This window comes from Acidimicrobiales bacterium (assembly GCA_040219515.1).
Taxonomy (GTDB): Bacteria; Actinomycetota; Acidimicrobiia; order Acidimicrobiales; family Aldehydirespiratoraceae; genus JAJRXC01.
In genome coordinates, this window is the sequence record JAVJSI010000016.1 from 37,439 (window position 1) to 54,701 (window position 17,263).

General features: G+C 68.7%; 19 protein-coding genes and 1 tRNA gene. 10 read left to right on the forward strand and 10 right to left on the reverse strand.

Annotated elements, in window-relative coordinates:
- The 3 genes from RIB98_16145 to RIB98_16155 all read right to left on the reverse strand — a co-directional run bounded on the left by RIB98_16145 (window position 1) and on the right by RIB98_16155 (window position 2,014).
- Window positions 1–684: an anti-sigma factor gene (locus RIB98_16145; protein MEQ8842515.1), complete on the reverse strand. Its 684-nt coding sequence runs from the start codon at window positions 682–684 to the stop codon at window positions 1–3.
- Window positions 677–1,222 carry a sigma-70 family RNA polymerase sigma factor gene (locus RIB98_16150; GenBank protein ID MEQ8842516.1) on the reverse strand — a complete coding sequence of 182 codons (546 nt, stop codon included), beginning with the start codon at window positions 1,220–1,222 and terminating at the stop codon, window positions 677–679. The genes RIB98_16145 and RIB98_16150 overlap by 8 nt, the downstream gene beginning before the upstream one ends.
- A 177-nt stretch (window positions 1,223–1,399) precedes the next feature.
- Window positions 1,400–2,014 (reverse strand): fasciclin domain-containing protein, encoded by a 615-nt coding sequence (locus RIB98_16155; GenBank protein ID MEQ8842517.1) that lies wholly within the window; start codon window positions 2,012–2,014, stop codon window positions 1,400–1,402.
- 138 nt (window positions 2,015–2,152) lie between these two features.
- On the opposite strand from RIB98_16155, the gene RIB98_16160 reads away from it, so the two are divergent.
- Window positions 2,153–2,776 (forward strand): hypothetical protein, encoded by a 624-nt coding sequence (locus RIB98_16160; GenBank protein MEQ8842518.1) that lies wholly within the window; start codon window positions 2,153–2,155, stop codon window positions 2,774–2,776.
- 3 nt (window positions 2,777–2,779) lie between these two features.
- On the opposite strand, the gene RIB98_16165 is transcribed toward RIB98_16160, so the two are convergent.
- Together RIB98_16165 and RIB98_16170 are read right to left on the reverse strand one after the other, a co-directional pair.
- Window positions 2,780–4,126 (reverse strand): 3-deoxy-7-phosphoheptulonate synthase class II, encoded by a 1,347-nt coding sequence (locus RIB98_16165; protein ID MEQ8842519.1) that lies wholly within the window; start codon window positions 4,124–4,126, stop codon window positions 2,780–2,782.
- Between the two features lie 120 nt (window positions 4,127–4,246).
- Window positions 4,247–5,086, reverse strand: a complete 840-nt coding sequence (locus tag RIB98_16170; protein MEQ8842520.1) for a sigma-70 family RNA polymerase sigma factor — start codon at window positions 5,084–5,086, stop codon at window positions 4,247–4,249.
- 279 nt (window positions 5,087–5,365) lie between these two features.
- Between RIB98_16170 and nadD the strand changes: the two genes are divergently transcribed.
- Genes nadD through rsfS form a run of 3 tightly spaced genes read left to right on the forward strand, consistent with a single transcriptional unit; the run spans window position 5,366 to window position 7,588 of the window.
- On the forward strand, window positions 5,366–5,965 hold the full coding sequence (gene nadD, locus RIB98_16175; GenBank protein MEQ8842521.1) for a nicotinate-nucleotide adenylyltransferase: 600 nt from the start codon (window positions 5,366–5,368) through the stop codon (window positions 5,963–5,965).
- Entirely contained in the window at window positions 5,962–7,212 is a 1,251-nt protein-coding gene (locus tag RIB98_16180; protein ID MEQ8842522.1) for a hypothetical protein, read from the forward strand. Before nadD ends, RIB98_16180 begins: the two co-directional genes overlap by 4 nt.
- A complete protein-coding gene (gene rsfS, locus RIB98_16185) occupies window positions 7,205–7,588 on the forward strand; it encodes a ribosome silencing factor (protein ID MEQ8842523.1) in 384 nt (127 codons plus the stop codon). The genes RIB98_16180 and rsfS overlap by 8 nt, the downstream gene beginning before the upstream one ends.
- 9 nt (window positions 7,589–7,597) lie before the next feature.
- Here the strand turns inward: rsfS and RIB98_16190 are convergent, their stop codons facing one another.
- Window positions 7,598–7,957, reverse strand: coding sequence for a DUF2510 domain-containing protein (locus RIB98_16190; GenBank protein ID MEQ8842524.1), 360 nt, complete (start codon window positions 7,955–7,957; stop codon window positions 7,598–7,600).
- Window positions 7,958–8,064: 107 nt separating this feature from the next.
- A tRNA-Ala gene (locus RIB98_16195) sits at window positions 8,065–8,137 on the reverse strand.
- Between the two features lie 79 nt (window positions 8,138–8,216).
- Between RIB98_16195 and RIB98_16200 the strand changes: the two genes are divergently transcribed.
- Window positions 8,217–9,782 (forward strand): hypothetical protein, encoded by a 1,566-nt coding sequence (locus tag RIB98_16200; GenBank protein MEQ8842525.1) that lies wholly within the window; start codon window positions 8,217–8,219, stop codon window positions 9,780–9,782.
- A gap of 4 nt (window positions 9,783–9,786) precedes the next feature.
- On the opposite strand, the gene RIB98_16205 is transcribed toward RIB98_16200, so the two are convergent.
- Window positions 9,787–10,791, reverse strand: coding sequence for a TIGR03617 family F420-dependent LLM class oxidoreductase (locus RIB98_16205; GenBank protein ID MEQ8842526.1), 1,005 nt, complete (start codon window positions 10,789–10,791; stop codon window positions 9,787–9,789).
- Complete coding sequence (locus RIB98_16210) at window positions 10,781–11,677, reverse strand: PAC2 family protein (GenBank protein MEQ8842527.1); 897 nt, start codon at window positions 11,675–11,677, stop codon at window positions 10,781–10,783. The genes RIB98_16205 and RIB98_16210 overlap by 11 nt, the downstream gene beginning before the upstream one ends.
- Window positions 11,678–11,762: 85 nt before the next feature.
- On the opposite strand from RIB98_16210, the gene trxA reads away from it, so the two are divergent.
- The 5 genes from trxA to RIB98_16235 all read left to right on the forward strand — a co-directional run bounded on the left by trxA (window position 11,763) and on the right by RIB98_16235 (window position 16,901).
- Complete coding sequence (trxA, locus tag RIB98_16215) at window positions 11,763–12,461, forward strand: thioredoxin (protein MEQ8842528.1); 699 nt, start codon at window positions 11,763–11,765, stop codon at window positions 12,459–12,461.
- An 80-nt stretch (window positions 12,462–12,541) separates the two neighbouring features.
- Window positions 12,542–13,228, forward strand: coding sequence for a helix-hairpin-helix domain-containing protein (locus tag RIB98_16220; GenBank protein MEQ8842529.1), 687 nt, complete (start codon window positions 12,542–12,544; stop codon window positions 13,226–13,228).
- Window positions 13,225–15,036 carry a ComEC/Rec2 family competence protein gene (locus tag RIB98_16225; protein MEQ8842530.1) on the forward strand — a complete coding sequence of 604 codons (1,812 nt, stop codon included), beginning with the start codon at window positions 13,225–13,227 and terminating at the stop codon, window positions 15,034–15,036. Before RIB98_16220 ends, RIB98_16225 begins: the two co-directional genes overlap by 4 nt.
- Window positions 15,017–15,853, forward strand: a complete 837-nt coding sequence (folP, locus tag RIB98_16230; protein ID MEQ8842531.1) for a dihydropteroate synthase — start codon at window positions 15,017–15,019, stop codon at window positions 15,851–15,853. The genes RIB98_16225 and folP overlap by 20 nt, the downstream gene beginning before the upstream one ends.
- 4 nt (window positions 15,854–15,857) lie before the next feature.
- Window positions 15,858–16,901, forward strand: coding sequence for a hypothetical protein (locus RIB98_16235; GenBank protein ID MEQ8842532.1), 1,044 nt, complete (start codon window positions 15,858–15,860; stop codon window positions 16,899–16,901).
- Window positions 16,902–16,980: 79 nt separating this feature from the next.
- Here the strand turns inward: RIB98_16235 and rpsT are convergent, their stop codons facing one another.
- On the reverse strand, window positions 16,981–17,238 hold the full coding sequence (rpsT, locus tag RIB98_16240; GenBank protein MEQ8842533.1) for a 30S ribosomal protein S20: 258 nt from the start codon (window positions 17,236–17,238) through the stop codon (window positions 16,981–16,983).
- Window positions 17,239–17,263: the final 25 nt, after the last annotated feature.

Below are 17,263 nucleotides of genomic sequence, written 5' to 3' on the forward strand. Positions count from 1 at the left end.
TCAGGCGCTGGTGAGGGGTCCCCGCACGATCGACTGACCGCTGTGGGCCTCGTCGCCGTCGTGGGGTTCGACGCTGACGTCGACGGCCACGGTGTCGAAGGCGTCTCGGTCGAAGTCGGCGGGGACCGTGAACTCGCCGGGGTCGGTGGGGTCAGCGACGATGCCGAGTGTCTGGATGACCTCGATCTGGCCGTCGTTCACGCCGATCAGCCAGAGCTCGAGGTCGTTCTCGTCGTCGACGACCGGGAGGTCGGCGGTGTCGACGCGCACGATCTGGGTGTCGGACTCCTCGAGGAGTGTGACCGCGGCCGAGCGTCCGGCACCGAGCTCGACGAACGCGGGGTCACCCTCGACATAGGCGAGCTGGGCCGAGGCGAGCTCGGTGGGTTCGGCGTCACCCATCGAGAGCACGATCGCCAGACCGGCGATCACGGCCAGCGCAGCGGCCACCGCGCCGATGAACACGGGCCGGCGCCGACGACTCTCCATATCGATCACGGGTGCCGTCGTCGTCTCCGGGGCATCGGCGTCGTCCGCGGTGATCACGATCGAGGCGGTGGCGGCCTGGATCCCGGCCCAGACCGAGTCGGGCGGGGTGTCGAGATCGAGGTCGGTCGCTCTCATCGAGCGGAGAATCGCGTCGACACGGGTCTCGTCACCGTCGAGGGCGAGCTCGTCAGACATGTTGGACCTCGACGTGCTGTCGGATGTGGGCGAGACTGCGGCGAATGTCGCTCTTGACGGTGCCGAGCGGCAGCGCCGTGCGCTCGGCGATCTGCGGGTGGGTCAGGTCGTCGAAGTAGTGGAGGGTGAGGACGGTTCTCGCCCGCTCGGGGAGCGTGCGGAGCGCATCGGCAACGAGGAGCTTGTCCGCCGTGGTCTCGGCCTCGGACTCGGTGGCGACGGTGTCGACGGACTCCGGCGCTCGCCGATCGCTGTGTCGCTTCTCGGAGCGGATGGCATCGATGATGCGGTTCTTGGCGATGCCGGTGAGCCAGGCGGCGAGGTTTCCCTTCGCGGGGTCGAAGCGGTCGCGCGCTCTCCAGGCGCTGATGAACACCTCCTGGGTGACATCGTTCGCCCGTTCGGGGCCGAGGGTTCTGGCGCAGAACGAGTAGATCAGTTTGCCGTGGGCGTCATAGGCCCGACGGAGTACGTCGTCGCCGCCTTCCCGAAAGGCGGCGTCGATCTCGTCGACAACTCGGATTTCGGCGGAGGTCACGGATACATCGTAGAGGGATGTGGAGTCCTGGGGGGAGACGGGCCGTTCGAGGGTGGAGATCACGTCGGGTCAGCTCCCACGCGACGGCGAGCCGCCACGGTCACCTGGAGGGTGATGACCGCGCCGGCTCGCCGGGTGGAGTGAACCATGGGGGAGTGGTTCACTGCGGGGCTCCTACTACGCCGGGGGGAGGAGGACAGCGTCGATGACGTGGACGATGCCGTTGGAGGCGGGGACGTCAGCGGTGACGACGGTGGCGGTGTCGTTGATGACGACCGAGCCGTCGACCACGGAGATGTTGATCTCCGCACCGTTGACGGTCTCGGCGGACTGTCCATCGAGGCTGATGGCGGTTGCCGCGTCGACTTCACCGGCGATCACGTGGTACGTGAGGATGTCGCCGAGGCCGGGGTCGGCCAGGAGCTCCTCGGCGGTGAGACCGAGATCCTCGAGGGCCGCGGCGAAAGCTTCGTCGGTGGGAGCGAAGACGGTGAACGGACCTTCGCCCGACAGCGTCCCGTCCAGCTCAGCGGCCAGCACGGCGTCGACGAGAATGGTGAAGTCGTTGGCGACGGCGACGTCGACGATCGTGCCCGGCTCGTCGGCCATGTCGTCTTCAGCCATGTCGTCTTCGGCCATGTCGTCCTCGGTGGCCTCGTCTTCGGTGGCCTCGTCTTCGGTGGCCTCGGGAGTGTCGGTCGACGTGTCGATCTCGTCATCGTCACCACACGCGGCGGCGAGCAGCGTGAAGGCGAGGAGGGCGGACAGAATGCGGAGTAAGCGCTTGGACATGGTTTCTTGTTTCCTTCCAGGGATGGGTTGTAATGGGGTCTACGGACCACGCGGTGTCGGTGGATGCAAACAATCCCGAATAGTTCGTCCTCTGTTCACTAGGTTGAAGACCTGAAACCGCTACCCGGAGAGATACCCATGAATGCCCGACGGTCCTGGTTCCTCTTGCTCATCGCCGTGCTGGCCTTGTTGGCCACTGCGTGTGGCGATGACGATGGCGGCGACACCGCCGAGCAGCCCACGACCGACGCCGCTACCGACGACGATTCCGACACGGCCGACGACGATTCCGACACGGCCGACGATGACAGCAGCGGGGCCGACGACGATGCCGAGATGGCCGACGACGACATGGCCGATGATGACGGCGCAGAGGCAACGCCCTCGGCTGGCGGGGGCGGCACGCTGGTCCTCGGCGACGAGACCATCACGCTCGACTCGGCCCGCTGTTTCCTCGAGGAGCAGGACGCGGCCGCCGGCGGCGGAAAGATTCTCTTCGTCGGGCAGGGCTCCGGCACCAATGCCGACGGCACCGAACTCCTGCTCGACGTGTCGCGCTACGACGAGGAAAGCCAGTTCACCGGCGATGACATCACCGTCGACATCGGAGACCCGTTCTCCGATGATCTCGTCAGCTACCGGGCCGCCGCCGAAATCGGGACGGTGCAGATCGACGGCTCCGTCATGAGCGCCGACGGTCTCACGTTCTCCAACTTCGACCTGGGCGAGGAACTGCCCGGGTCGTTCCAGCTCAACTGCTGACGGTCAGGCCCTGGCCCGGAGCAGCTCGGCCACCCGGAACGCGAGGTCGACCGACTGCCGACCGTTGAGCCGAGGATCGCACATCGTCTCGTAGGCCTGGGCGAGGTCGCCATCGACGAGGCCGTCGCTGCCCCCGAGACACTCGGTGACGGCATCACCGGTGAGTTCGACGTGGACGCCGCCGGGCCAGGTGCCCTCCTGTTCGTGAGCGGCGAAGAAGCCGCTGATCTCCTTGAGCACGTCGTCGAAGTGGCGGGTCTTGTGACCGCCCTCGGCGGTGTAGGTGTTGCCGTGCATCGGGTCGCAGGCCCAGACGACGGGGTGACCGGAATCGCGCACGGCGGCAAGGAGCGGTGGAAGACCTTCGGTGACCTTGTCGGCGCCCTGGCGCACGATCAGGGTGAGGCGACCGGGCACCCGGTCGGGGTTGAGCGCCTCGCACAGCCCGAGGACCTCGTCGGTGGTCGCCGTGGGCCCGATCTTGCAGCCGAGCGGGTTCTGGACACCACGGAGGAACTCGACGTGGGCACCATCGAGTTGGCGGGTGCGCTCGCCGATCCACAGCATGTGGGCCGAGCAGTCGTACCAGTCGTCGGTGAGGGAGTCCTGCCGGGTGAGTGCTTCCTCGTAGTTGAGCAGCAGCGCCTCGTGGGAGGTGTAGAAGTCGACCTCGTGGAGGGCCGGCACCGTGGTGCCGTTGACGCCACAGGCGTTCATGAACCGCAGGGCCCGGTCGATCTCGTCGGCCATTTGGGCGTAGCGCTCACCGGCCGGCGACGACGCCACGAACTCACGGTTCCAGCTCGACACCTGCCGCAGGTCGGCGTAACCGCCGCTGGTGAAGGCCCGGAGCAGGTTGAGCGTGGACGCAGCCCGGTTGTAGGCGCCGAGGAGGCGCTGTGGGTCGGGGCGGCGCTCGTCCTCGGTGAATCCGACGTCGTTGACGATCTGACCGAGGAACGAGGGAAGCTCGGTGTCGCCCTTCGTCTCGGTGGGGCTCGAGCGGGGCTTCGCGAACTGACCGGCGATGCGACCGACCTTCACGAGGGGCAACCCACTGGAGTAGGTGAGCACGATCGCCATCTGCAGAATGACGCGGAGGCGGTCGCGAATGGAGTCGGCCGAGCTCTCGAACGACTCGGCACAGTCACCGGCCTGGAGCAGGAAGGCCTTGCCCTCGGCGACCTTGCCGAGGCCGGCGGTGAGATCGCGCGCTTCGCCGGCGAAGACGAGCGGAGGCTGGTCGGCCAGGGTCTTCAGCGCCTGGTCGAGCTCGGCGGAGTCGGGCCATGCCGGTTGGTGTTTGGCATCGAACGATCGCCAGCTGCTGGGACTCCACGTGGTGCTCACCCGGCAAGTCTGCTGCCGCAGGGTCCCGGGTTCCAACCAATTACCCGAGAAGCCCTGGAAAACGGCCGAAGCCCCCGCCCGGAGGCGGAGGCTTCGGATCAGCGTTTGGTTGTGGTGGTGCTACGCGGCGTCGACGGTGTCGGCGATGCTGGCGGCGTGCTCGCGCACGGAGTTGATCGCCCGCTTCACGAGACGACGAGCGGCTTCGGCGGTGACGCCGAGATCTTCGCCGACCTCACGGTAGGACCGCTTGCGACCGTCGCCGAGCCCGAACCGCTGCTCGACGGCGTACTTGGCCCGCTCGTCGAGGATGTCGAGAAGGCCGGTGACCATCTCTTCCTCGGCCTTCGCCATGACCTCGATCTCGGGACCGGGGTTGGAGTCGGGAAGGAGGTCGACGAGTTCGTTGGAGTCGTCGTCGCCGATGGTGCGGTCGAGGCTGGTGGGGGTGGTGAGCCGGTGAAGGCGAGCGTGCTCGTCGTCGAGCTCGTCGCCGTCGCCCGACACCGCACGCAGGGCCGCACGAAGCGACGCCGAGCGGTCGCCGGGAAGGCGGACCAGGGAGGCCTTCTGGTCGAGGGCCCGGCCGATGGCCTGGCGGATCCAGAAGGTGGCGTAGGTGGAGAACTTGAAGCCCTTGCGCCAGTCGAACTTGTCGACCGCGTGCTCGAGGCCCAGGTTGCCTTCCTGGATGAGATCCAGGAGTTCCATGCCGGGGGGAAGGGGATATCGGCGAGCCACGCTCACCACGAGGCGCAGATTGGCCCGGATGAACCGGTCCTTGGCTGCGGCGGCATCGCGGATCGCACGATCGATCTCGCGGCCCTTCTCGCCATCTTCTTTCCGAGCACGGGCCTCGAAGCCCTTCTCGATGACCTGGGAGAGCTCACGCTCTTCCTGGGCATTGAGGAGCGCAACGGCGCCGATCTCGTTCAGGTACTGTCCTACAGAATCGCTCATGACAACTCACTCAACGGGAACCGCACACGCGGTATTCCCGGTTTCGTTCTGGCACTTCTTGCTTTTTGCGAAATGCCTTGGGGTGGGGTTTGGGGGGGAAGCCGGTACCGTGTCCTCGCGATACATACGCGCGTCGCACTCCGGTCCAGCCTGGCCATTGTGCGCACATCCTTCCCGCTCTGTCAGGTCGAAGGTGTATGACTTCCGTCACTTCGGCTACTCTGCGTGGTTTTTCGTCGCTTTCTGCGCATCTCACACGGCGGTCGTAGACTGCATCGGGTGAGAATCGGCGTTTTCGGTGGCACCTTCGACCCGCTGCACAACGGTCATCTGATGATCGCACTTGAGGTCCGGTACCGCTTTACCCTCGATCGGATGCTGTTGGTTGTGGCCAACGACCCATGGCAGAAGTCCGCGCGGGCGATCACGCCGGCAGCGGCAAGACTGTCGATGGTCGTCGACGAGGTCGCCCGCATCAACGACACGATGGGCGCCGAGGTGCTCGAAGCGAGCGACCTCGAGATCCGCCGTGGCGGGGCCACCTACTCCGTCGACACCCTCGCAGAGCTGCATGCGGCGGAGCCGGGGGCCGAGCTGTTCCTCATCGTCGGATCCGATGCCGCCGCCGGGCTGGACACGTGGAAGCGCACCGCCGAGGTGCAGCGCCTCGCCACGACGGTCGTGGTCGACCGCGGCGGCCGCGAGGGCGGCCGGCCACCTGCCGATTGGGATCACGTGGTCCTCGACGTGCCGTTGATGGAGGTGTCGTCGAGTGATATCCGGGACCGCGTCGCGCAGGGTGCGCCCGTCGAGGCGTTTCTACCGCCTACGGTCAGCGACGGCATCCGCCGTCTCGGCCTCTATCGCCCGCCCGCATGACCACTCCCACGATCGACGCACCCGAACCCGACACCGGCTCTCGGCGGCGCCGGCCCGCGCCGCCGGCCAACGCCTTCTTCCGTTACGGATTCCCGCTGTTGGTCCTGGCGGCGGCGTTGATCGTCGTTGTGCTGTGGCGAGACGGCGCGAAAGCGGTGCTCGATTCGACCGACGGCGAGGACTTCTCACCGGTCGACGACCCGGCCGAGGCCGGATTCCTCGCCTTCGCCACCCCCACACCGACCCTGCTGGTCGCCCATGTCGATGGTGACGATGCACTGGTCGGCGTCACGGTGCTGGCCCGAACGACCCTCGACGAGGGTGGCGCCCTGATCATCTACTCGCCGGACATGCTGGTCGACCTCTCGGGTGACGACGTGATCCTCGACGAGCTCTATGCGGCCGAAGGGGCCGAGGGGCTCGAGCGGGCCATCGGGGAGTACATGGGCTTCGGATTCACCGACGACCCGATGCTGATGGACGAGGCTCGGCTCGCCGAGTTCCTCACGCTCGTCGAACCGATTCCCTACTTCCTCGCCGACGACCTGGTTCGGGTCGACGAGTCGGGCACCGAGCAGATCGTCCACCCGTCCGGCAACGGCACGTTCAGGGGTGAGGAACTGGCGGAGATCTACCGTTGGCGCAACCCGGCCGAACGCGACGACGGCCGGTTCACCCGGCAGCTCGCCGTCTGGCAGGCGTGGCTCGGTCAGGTCGGCGAGGTCGAGGGCGAGGACGATCTGATCCGGGTCACCCTGCCCTTCGACGCCGGTCTTCCGCCCTACCTGCGGGCCTTCGCCACCGGCACTGCGGACCTCGAAGTGGTTCCGGCGGTCCCGTACGACCTGGGTGGTGGCGACCCGATCTACGCCCTGGGCGACGACGACACGGACTGGCCTCGTGAAACCGGTCGACGGATCGTGCCCCTTCCCGTCGCCTACGCGGCCGGCGTATGGCCCACGGTGCAGCTCCTCGACGGGACGGGCGACGCCGCCGTACGCGACGCGTTCCTCCCGGCCGTCGTGGCCGCCGGCGCAGAGATCACCGTGATCGGCAACGCCCCGACCTTCGGCATCGCCGAGACGTTCGTGGCGTACCACGATGTCGTGGACGAGGCGCCGGCCATCGACCTCGCCGATTCGCTCGGCGTGTCGGTGCGTTTCGACGAACAACTCGACCATCCGGCCCAGCTCACCGTTACCGTGGGGGCTGATTCCGCCGACCTGTCAGCGAGCCTGAGTGAATAGTCCGACCGACGAGATCCGGCAGTGGGTTCGACTCGCGGCCGCGGCAGCAGATGACAAGAAGGCGAACGACGTCATCATCATCGACGTGGGCGAGGTGTTCTCGGTCTCCGACTACTTCCTGATCGCCTCCGGCTCCAGCAACCGACAGGTGCACGCCATCGTCGACGGCATCGAGGAGCGTCTCACGCGGGACGGCGGGCCCAAGCCGGCCCGAGTCGAAGGCAAGGAGGACCGCGAGTGGGTCCTGATGGACTACGGCACGTTCGTCGTTCACGTGTTCCACCAGGAGCAGCGCGACTTCTACCAGCTCGAGAAGCTGTGGGGCGACCGGCCGCGCGTCACGTGGGAACCGCTGCGCGCACCCGAGGCGGGCTGAGCACGGGCCCTACTGGGGCACCTGCGCCGGCGTCCGTCGAGTAGGCGGATCGCGATGTTCGGTGTCGGCGGTGGTCGTGCGCATCGTCCACGCCTCGCCGTCCCAGTAGCGACGTTCGAACCGGCCCGACGGGTCGGGTTTCCAGTCCTCGGAGAGGTCGTCGGGCTCGGGCAGCGGCTCGATGAGGCGCCGCAAGATCGCAAGGATGGAGTTGATGCCGACGGTCGGGTCGTTGTTCGTGACCGACACGAGTTCCCAGCCGCGCTCGCCGGCGTCGTTCAGCGCTCGGGTGAATCCGGCGGCGTTGGTGGACGCCGCCTGGATGTGGACGTACTCCCATTGGGTCCGCTCGGTCGACGCCTGCGCCATTCGCTACCTCCGTCTCGCCGCTGCCCGAGCATTGCACACCGGGTGAGGGCGATGGGAGAACGAAGAAGCCCAGACCGGGCTTACGCCTGACCTGGGCTTTCGGGGAGTGGAGCTAAGGGGAATTGAACCCCTGACCTCTTCCATGCCATGGAAGCGCTCTACCAACTGAGCTATAGCCCCGAAGTGTTCGGAGCGGAATCGTAGCAGGCGGGGCAGAGGCTCCCACCTCGCAATCCGGGTGACGCGTAGCGTCGCGGGGATGTCGTCGCCCCGCCGGATCCTCGCTGCCGCAACGGTGCTGCATGCGGTGGTGGGGGCGTGGATCGCGACCTCGATCACCGGCCCGTTGCTGGCCATCGACGACCTGGCGTATCTGTCGATGGGGCGAACTCTGGCGGGCGGGGGAGCGGCGCCGCTCGGGGCACAACCGCCCTACGGCGTCCTCTATCCGACCCTGCTCGCGCCGGGGTGGCTGATGGGGCTCGACGAGTCGCAGATGATCGTGTTCGCCCAGCTCGTCAACGCCGTGCTCGGCGCAGCGCTGCTCCCGGTGCTCTTCGCCCTGGTGCGACGACTCAGCGACGCGTCGTTCGGACGGGCCCTCGGTGCCGCGACGATCGGCGCCTCGCTGCCGGCGGCCCTGCTCACGGGCTCGATCGTGTGGACGGAGCGGTTGCTCCCGCTCCTGACGGCGCTGGCCGTCCTCGCGCTGCTGCGAGTGCGGGACGAGGCGTCGCTGCGCCACGGGGCCGAGGTGGCAGCGGTCGTCGCTGCGCTGGTCGCGACTCATCCTCGAACGATCGTGGTGGCGGCTGTGGTGCTGCTCGCGGCACTGGGAATCGCCGGTCGGCGCGGGAGCCTGCGGGTCGGTGTGGCCGCCGCCTTGCTCGGCGCCGTGGGTGTGGGCCTCGGCGAGATCGCCCGACGGGCGCTCACCGACCGGACCTTCGGGGCCGACGCCACCTATGACGCCGCCGACCTGGCCGGGCGGCGCGGTTTCGACGACGCGACCGAGATGCTCGTGAAGGGTGGCGGCACGGTGGCGTACCTCGTGCTCGCCACCGCAGGGCTGGCGGTGCTGGGGGCGGTCCTGCTCTCCCGCCACCGCGCGATCGCGATCACGTACGGGGCCATGGTGGTCGCCACGGTGGCGATGGCAGGGTGGTTCCTCGCCGGTGTCGAGCGGGCCGACTCGTACCTGCACGGCCGCTACATCGAGACCCTCGCGCCGCTGCTGGTGACGCTCGGTGTCGTGGCGGCAGCCCGGCTGCCGTGGCGAACGAGCGCGCTGGTGCTGAGCGGATCCGTGGTGGCCGCCGGGATCTACGGCGCGTGGGCGGGTGGGGGCGACAACTGGGCCGACCCCCGAACGCCGGTGATGATGCTCGGGGTCGACGTCAGCGGCGCGCCACTCGCCGGCTCGGTGTTCCAGCCGGGGGCCGCCGCCGCGGTGGGGGTTGTCGCCGGCTTGGTGATCCTGGCCGCGGCCCGAGGAGGCGTGTGGGAAGCACCCGTGGTGATGTCCCTCCTGGTGGCGATGGCGGTCATCTCGGGCACTGCGACGATCGACTCGCTCAGGGACCAGACCACCGTGGGCTGGGTGCAGACGTCGCTGGCCGATGTGGAGATCGACGCTCTGCTGGTCGACAGCCGGGTGCCCTCGACGCTGGTGGGCGCGGTGGCGTGGGAGGTCGGGTTCGACCGGACGACGACCGACCGGCTCGCCGCGGTGACACATCAACTGTTGCCGCCCGACGCCGTGGCCCCCGACGGCGCCACCGCGGCCGTCGAGTTCGGCGAGGGGACCCTCTGGGCGCTGCCCTGATCGGCTAGATCGCGCGGATCGCGTCGACCACGGGACCCCAGACCTCGGGATCGCCGTCGGCGGAGAACTGCACCCGGTCGACGATGCCGCCGAAGCGTCGCTCGACCTCGGCCGCGACATCGCCGGGCTCGGCGACGATGGCGAAGTGGGACAGGATCTCGTCGTCGATGACCTCGGCCATCTCGACCCACTTGCCTTCCTTCGACATGCGGTTGAGTTCGGGCTGCACGTCCCCCCAACCGTGGTGGTCGAGCACGCCCTTGTAGGCGGGTGTCGACCCGTAGAACGCCACCTGCTGCTTCACTCCCTGTTTACGCTGGGCGACCTCATCTTCGGTGGTGCCGCTGACGACGAACATGGGGATCGAGATCTCGATGTCGTCGCGGGTGCGACCTCGCTCGGCCAGCCCCGCGTCGATCGCCGGCAGGGTGACGTCACGCAGGTAGTCGGCGGTCTGGAACGAGTGCGAGACGAAACCGTCGGCGACCCGCCCGGCCACCTTCGTCATCAGCGGGCCGACCGCCGCAAGGGTGATGCGCGGGTCGGGATGGTCGCTCACGCCGGGCGAGAACATCGGCGTCATCAGCGTGTGCTGGTAGAACTCGCCGCGATGGTCGAGCTTCTCGCCCGTCCGCCAGCAGTCCCAGATCGCGTGGATCGCGTCGATCATGTCCTCCATGCGGGCCGCCGGTTTCGACCACGGCATGGAGAACCGCTTCTCGATGTGGGGCTTGATCTGCGACCCGAGACCGAGGGTGAAGCGGCCCCCCGAGAACTCCTGGAGGTCCCACGCGATGTTGGCGAGGATCATCGGATTCCGCGAGAACGCAACGGCGATACCGGTGGCCAACTCGACCCGCTCGGTGCGGTCGGCGGCGAGAAGGATCGGGAAGAACGGATCGTGGCTCAGCTCGGCGGTGAGCAGACCGTCGTAGCCGAAGGCCTCCATCGCGGCGGCACGGTCGCCCACCGTGTGCAGATCGCCCATGATGCCTGCGTCAACCTTCATCTTCGTCTCCGTTGCTGTCGTCCTGGGCCCGCAGGAACTGCTCGACCTCGGCGGCCAGCTCATCGCTCGTGGGCAGCGTCTCGCCGTCGTGACCGAACTGGTCGTGTTGATTCTCGAGTTCGAGCAGCATCGCCCGGTGCGTGTCCTCGTCGGAGACGAGCTCGTCGAGCCGGGTGCGGGTGTTCAGGGCCCGTTCGCTGAGGTCACCGGTCGTTGCGCTCACGCCGGCCGCCTCGTCGAGCCCTTCGATCAATGCCTGGGTCGCCGCCGGGTAGGGGCCCGGCGGGATGTAGTGCGGCACCTGGGCCCACAGCGTCAGCGCCTCGATGTCGGCCGCATCGAAGGCGAGCTCGAGCACTGCCGACAGTCCGGCCGGCACATCGAGCGTGGCCCGTTGCTGATTGCTGCGGGCGAGGTCGACCCGGGGCGAGGTGATGGTCAACCTCGTCGCCCGGGTGTGGGGCACCGCGGCGGGGTAGGCGCCCATCGCAGCCACTCGGCGCACACCGAACCGGTCGGCGAGATCGACTACCGCAGTGGTGAAGGAACGCCAGTTGTGGTCGGGCTCGGCCCCGTGGAGGATCAGGACATCGCGGTCGTTCTCGTCGCGGCCCGCCGCCAGCTCGATCTTCGGCCAGTCGACGCGGGCGTTGACCCCGTCGACGATGTGCATCATCGGTCGCCGAGCCCGATGATCGATCAACCATTCGGTGTCGAAGTCGACCAGGGGATCCGCGCCGGTGGCGTCGACGAGGTGGCGCACGGCGGCACCGGCCGAGACCCCGGCATCGATCCAGCCGTCGAAGTGCACGATCAGCACGGGATCGATGAGGTCGGGCGTGCGGAGCACGGTGTAGAGGTCGGTCGGGTCGATGGACTTGGTCATCCGAGGAGCATCTGAGCACGCGAAGGGTGGTCCCGTCGAAGTGGTGACGGGAATCGATCGGGGCCCCGCTACGTTGCAAGTCACCATGGTTGATGTAACTGACGCGACATTCGAAGCCGAAGTGGTGGAGCGGTCGAAGACCGTCCCCGTGGTGGTGGATCTCTGGGCCGAATGGTGTGGCCCCTGCAAGCAGCTGGGTCCGATCCTCGAGAAGGTCGTCGCCGAGACCAACGGTCAGGTCGTGCTGGCCAAGGTCGACGTCGACGCCAACCCGGGCGTCTCCCAGGCGTTCAAGGTGCAGTCGATTCCCGCCGTCTACGCGATGAAGGACGGCCAGATTGTCGACGGCTTCATGGGTGCGCAGGGCGAGGCGCAGGTCAGGGAGTTCATCGACAAGCTCGTGCCGCCGAGCGAACTGCCCGAGATCGACCAGCTCGTCGAAGCCGGCGACGAGGCGTCCTTGGTGAAGGCGCTCGAGATCCAGGCCGACTACCCGCCCGCCGTGGTGGCTCTCGCCGAGATCCTCGTCGACCAGGGTGACGTCGAGACCGGTCTCAAGCTGCTCGAACGCATTCCGGAATCGGCCGACACCCGCCGGATCACCGCGCTCGCCCGCACCGGTGGTGTGGGCGACGATGTCGATGCCACCCTCGCCTCGCTGCTCGGCTCGGTGAAGACCGACGAGGACGCTCGCCAGAAGTTCGTCGACCTCCTCGAAGTTCTCGGCAATGCGGATCCCCGCACGGCCGAGTGGCGCCGAAAGCTGAGCGCCGCACTTTTCTGACGCCCGTCGCTGTCCGACCCCCGCAGTAGGGTCTCACCAACGCCACTTCCCCCTTGTGAGCCATCCGGAGAGGCAAGGGCGTGGACGTTCGTCGTCGGGTATCGGAGTTCTTCGGTTCGCTCGCGGATCGACTCGGGGTGAGCCCGTGGAGCGTCGTCATCGGCACGCTGTCCGTCGCGGCGGCAGCCGCTGCCGGGTGGTGGGCGTTCGCCGCGCCGGCACCGCCGCCGGTCGAAGAAGTGCTCCCGCGAGTCGAAGAGATGGCGCCGATCGTCACGGCCGCCGACGCGCCCGTCGCGGAGGCCTCGACCATCCTCGTGCACGTCGACGGGGCGGTGGCCCGCCCCGGCGTGCACGAACTGCCGGTCGACGCCCGGGTCATCGATGCGATCGACGCGGCGGCCGGTCTCCTCGCCGACGCCGACCGTGAGCGCCTCAACCTGGCGGCCCCCCTCCTCGACGGCCAACGGGTGTGGATACCCCGGGTGGGGGAGGAGGAACCGACCGTCATCGCGGTCGAGGGCGGCGTGGCCGGGGGCGGCGCAACCGGCGGTGGCGGCGACCAGGGGTCGAGCGGGCCGATCGATCTCAACCGGGCCGATCAGGCGGCGCTGGAGTCCCTACCCGGCATCGGGCCGAGCATTGCCGGCGCGATCCTCCAGCATCGTGACCGCGAAGGCCCGTTCGAGCGGGTCGAGGACCTTCTCGAGGTGGCCGGCATCGGCCCGTCGCGACTGGCCCAGCTCGAAGACCTGGTCACGGTGTGAAGGCCCATGTCGCCATGGCCGGTGCGCTGGCCGGAGCGTGGGTGGCGCCGTCCACACCACTCTGGGTCGCGGTCGCCGCCATGGCCGTCTGGGGTCTCGGCCGTCGCTCCCGATGGTCGTGGTTCCTTCTCGTGCCCGCGATCTTCCTGGTCACGAGCGCGTCGGCCACGAGGGCCACCGCGGGTCTCGATTTTCCCGACGCCGGCGAGTTCGACGGGTGGGTCACGCTGGTCGACGACCCCCGGGCCAGCGGGCCGATCGGTGTGCGGGTCACGGTGCGAGCCGGCGACCGGCGACTGATCGCGACGGCCCATGGTGCCGTGGGCGGTCGTCTCGACGATGCACTGGCGGGCGAGCGTGTTCGGCTGGCTGGCACGGTCCGACCGGTCGGTCGTGACGACGTTCGTTCGATTCGCCGTCACGTGGTCGGACGCATCACGGTGGCAGAGGTCCCCGGCTTCGCCGAGGCGGCGCCGGTGGCTGCGGGAGCCAACATCGTTCGGCGCGCGTTGGCCGACGGGGCGTCGTCGTTGTCACGCGTCGACCACGCGCTCTTCCTCGGCATGGTCATCGGCGACGACCGAGGACAGGACGCGGTCACCGCCGACGACTTCCGGGCCGCCGGTCTCGGGCATCTCCTCGTGGTGTCCGGCCAGAATGTCGCCTTCGTGCTCGCGGTGGCCATGCCAGTGGCCGGGCGCTTCCGCCCGGGTGGGCGGGCGCTGCTGCTCCTCGTGCTGCTCGGCCTCTTCGCGGTGATGACGCGCTTCGAGCCCTCGGTGCTCCGGGCGACCGTGATGGCCGGGGTGGCGATCGGGTCGTCGGCCCTCGGCCGCCCGACCGACGGGCGGGCCGGTTTGTCGTGGGCCGTCACCGCGCTCCTGGTGATCGACCCGTTCCTGGTCGGTGTGGTGGCTTTCCAGCTCTCGGCTGCGGCCACCGCCGGAATCGTCTGGATGAGCGGGCCCATCGCCGCCCGTCTTCCCGGTCCTGCGTGGCTTCGGGTGCCCGTGGCGACCACGGTCGCTGCGCAACTCGCCGTGTCGCCGTTGCTCATCGCCATCTTCGGACCGATGCCGCTGGCATCACTGCCGGCCAATGTCCTGGCCGGGCCGGCCAGCGGGGCGGTCATGATCTGGGGCTGCACGGCCGGGCTTCTCGCCGGTCTGCTCGGTGGAACCGCGGCCACGGTGCTCCACTGGCCGACCACGGCGCTGCTCTGGTGGGTGGGGGAGGTCGCCCGGGCCGCCGCGGTTGCGCCGGCAGCCACGCTCGATGGCCCTGCACTGGCGCTCATCACAGTGGCGATCGGTGTCGCCCTGCTCCGGGGGTCTCGTCTCGCCGGCCGAGGCTCGGCGGCCGTCATCACCGTGGTGTGTGCCGTTGCGATGTTCTCGGCCCCGACGCCCGCACCGGGACTCCACGTTCTGGGCGACGGCGTCACGATCGTCAACCACGGCGACCGATCGATCGTCGTGCTCGACGATCCCGGTCCGGCCCGCTACGTGCTCGAGCGTTTGCGCCTCGCCGGCGTGCGTCGGCCGGAGCTCGTCGTCGCGATCGACGGCGATCGGGCCGATGCCGACGCGGTGCTCGCTCTGCGGGACCGATTCGGTCCACTGCCGATCGCCGCACCGCCGCTGCATAGCGTGCCCGGCGGTCGCCGTGTCGGCCCGGGGCAGATCATCGACGCCGCCGGGATCCGGGTCGAGGTCCTCGACGTGACACCGCGCATGACCCTTGCGGTGGCGGCCGACGGCGGCGCCCGTGCCGCTATGGTCGGCGCCGATGCATCTGGCGCTGGGTGACACCCGATTCGACATCACCACCCGGGCCCTGGTGATGGGCATTCTCAACCGAACGCCCGACTCGTTCTACGACGGTGGTCAGTACTGGGAGTTCGACGACTTCCTCCGCAAAGCGCAGGGCCTGGTGGACGAGGGCGCCGACTTCCTCGATGTCGGCGGGGTGAAGGCCGGCCCCGGCCCCGAGGTCACTGCCGACCAGGAGATCGAGCGTGTCGTTCCCGCCGTCGAGGCGCTCCGGGCCAGATTCGATCTTCCCATCTCGGTCGACACGTTCCGGTCCTCGGTGCTGCGGGAGGCATTGGCTGCCGGCGCGTGCATCGGCAACGACATCTCGGGCTTCGCCGACCCGAACTACCTGGCGGTGGCCGCCGCCCACGGCGCGTCGGTCGTCGCAACCCAGGTACGCATCGGGCCCCGCATCGCCGACCCCGAGCCGATCTACGACGACGTGCGCACCGATGTGGTCGAGTTCCTCCGGCGCCGGGCCGACGCGGCGCTCGCGGCCGGCATTCCCCGTGAGCGCATCATGGTCGACGCCGGCCTCGATCTCGGCAAGAACCCCGCGATGTCCACCGAACTGCTCCGTCACAGTGATGATCTCGTCGAGTTGGGCTTTCCGGTGTTCCTCAGTGCGTCGAACAAGGGCTTTCTCGGGGAGCTGGCCGGTACCGACGTCGACGATCGACGTGATGCCACCTTCGGCGCGCACGCGCTCGGCATCGCGCTGGGGTGTCGCGTCCTGCGGGCGCACGACGTGAAGGGCAACCGCCGGCTGGCGGACATGATGAGCGAAGTGCTCACCCATCGGCGAGGCTGACGCCGTGGCACTGCAACTCATTCTCGGCGACGACGCCGTGCTGATCGGCGAGGCGGTCACGGCTGCGATCACTGAGCTGGTGGGCGACGGCGACCGAGGATTGATGCTCGAGGTCCTGAGCGAGGCCGACTACCGGAACGACGACGGCGGCCACGACCCGCTGCGGCTCATCGACGCGGCCCGCACGCCGCCCTTCCTCACCGACCGGCGGGTGGTGGTGGGCCGCCACGTCAGCCGCTTCTCTCGCAAGGACGATTACGGCCCGCTGGTGCGGATGTTGGCCGAGCCCCTCGACAGCACCGACCTCGTGTTGGTCTGGGAGAAGGGTGTCGAGCCGAAGGTCGACAAGATGCCGGCACTGCCCAAGGCGCTGAAGGAGGCGATCGAGGTCGCCGGCGGGGTGACGGTCAAGACCTCGGCCGGGCGGGGCAAGGAGGCCGGTGTCTGGCTACGCGATCAGCTGGGCCGGTCCACGCTCGACTTCGACCGGGCCGCGGTCACTGCCCTCGAAGACCTGATCGGCGACGATGCCGGACGCGTCGTGGGCATCGTCCGCACGCTCGAGGGCGCACTCGGCGACGGCGCCACCGTGACGGTCGACGACATCGCGACCTATGCCGGCAGCGAGAAGGGCGGCACGGTGCCGTGGGCCCTCGACGACGCCATCGACCGCGGTGATGTCGCCGAGGCGCTCGACGTGTTGACCCGCCTCATTCCCTACGACGGCACGCCGGCTGATCGCAACGGTGCCGCGTTTCGGCTGATGGCCACGCTGCACCGCCGCTACAGCAACATGCTGCGACTCGACGGTGCCGGTGTCGGGTCCGACAAGCAGGCGGCGGCGCTGCTCGGCATGAAGGGGTCGACCTTCCCGGCCAAGAAGGCCATGCAGCAGAGCCGAAAGCTCGGCACCGAGCGACTGGCGCGTGCGATCGAGCTGCTCGCCACCGCCGACATGCAGTTGCGAGGCACGGTCGACTGGCCCTCAGAGCTGGTGATGGAGGTGCTGGTCGCCCGGCTCGCGAGCCTGTCCGGCCGACGTTCGTAGCGGCGCCCGCCAAGGCCATTGCAGCACAAAACGTCGAACGGCCGACCCGAAGGTCGGCCGAACGTTGCGATTGGGCGCTTCAGGAAGCGTTGAGCTTCTTCATCAAGCGGCTCTTGCGGCGGGCCGCGGTGTTCTTGTGGAGCACCCCGGTCTGCGCGGCCTTGTCGATGCGCTTGATGGCGGCCTCGACGGCCTCGGTCTTGTTCTCGCCGTCGTCCTCGATCGCCGAGAGGGCGTTGCGGGTACGGGTGTGGAGCTCCGAACGGACCTTGCGGTTGCGGAGGTTGCGCTTCTCGGTCTGTCGGTTGCGCTTGATCTGCGACTTGATGTTTGCCACGTCTGCCTCGTTTCGCCGCTGGCGA

Coding starts and splice junctions, on each gene's coding strand:
- RIB98_16145 (MEQ8842515.1), bottom strand. CDS start 684: ATGTCTGACGAGCTCGCCCTCGACGGTGACGAGACCCGTGTCGACGCG.
- RIB98_16210 (MEQ8842527.1), bottom strand. CDS start 11,677: ATGACCAAGTCCATCGACCCGACCGACCTCTACACCGTGCTCCGCACG.
- RIB98_16155 (MEQ8842517.1), bottom strand. CDS start 2,014: ATGTCCAAGCGCTTACTCCGCATTCTGTCCGCCCTCCTCGCCTTCACG.
- RIB98_16200 (MEQ8842525.1), top strand. CDS start 8,217: ATGTCGTCGCCCCGCCGGATCCTCGCTGCCGCAACGGTGCTGCATGCG.
- RIB98_16205 (MEQ8842526.1), bottom strand. CDS start 10,791: ATGAAGGTTGACGCAGGCATCATGGGCGATCTGCACACGGTGGGCGAC.
- RIB98_16160 (MEQ8842518.1), top strand. CDS start 2,153: ATGAATGCCCGACGGTCCTGGTTCCTCTTGCTCATCGCCGTGCTGGCC.
- trxA (MEQ8842528.1), top strand. CDS start 11,763: ATGGTTGATGTAACTGACGCGACATTCGAAGCCGAAGTGGTGGAGCGG.
- RIB98_16170 (MEQ8842520.1), bottom strand. CDS start 5,086: ATGAGCGATTCTGTAGGACAGTACCTGAACGAGATCGGCGCCGTTGCG.
- RIB98_16180 (MEQ8842522.1), top strand. CDS start 5,962: ATGACCACTCCCACGATCGACGCACCCGAACCCGACACCGGCTCTCGG.
- folP (MEQ8842531.1), top strand. CDS start 15,017: ATGCATCTGGCGCTGGGTGACACCCGATTCGACATCACCACCCGGGCC.
- RIB98_16190 (MEQ8842524.1), bottom strand. CDS start 7,957: ATGGCGCAGGCGTCGACCGAGCGGACCCAATGGGAGTACGTCCACATC.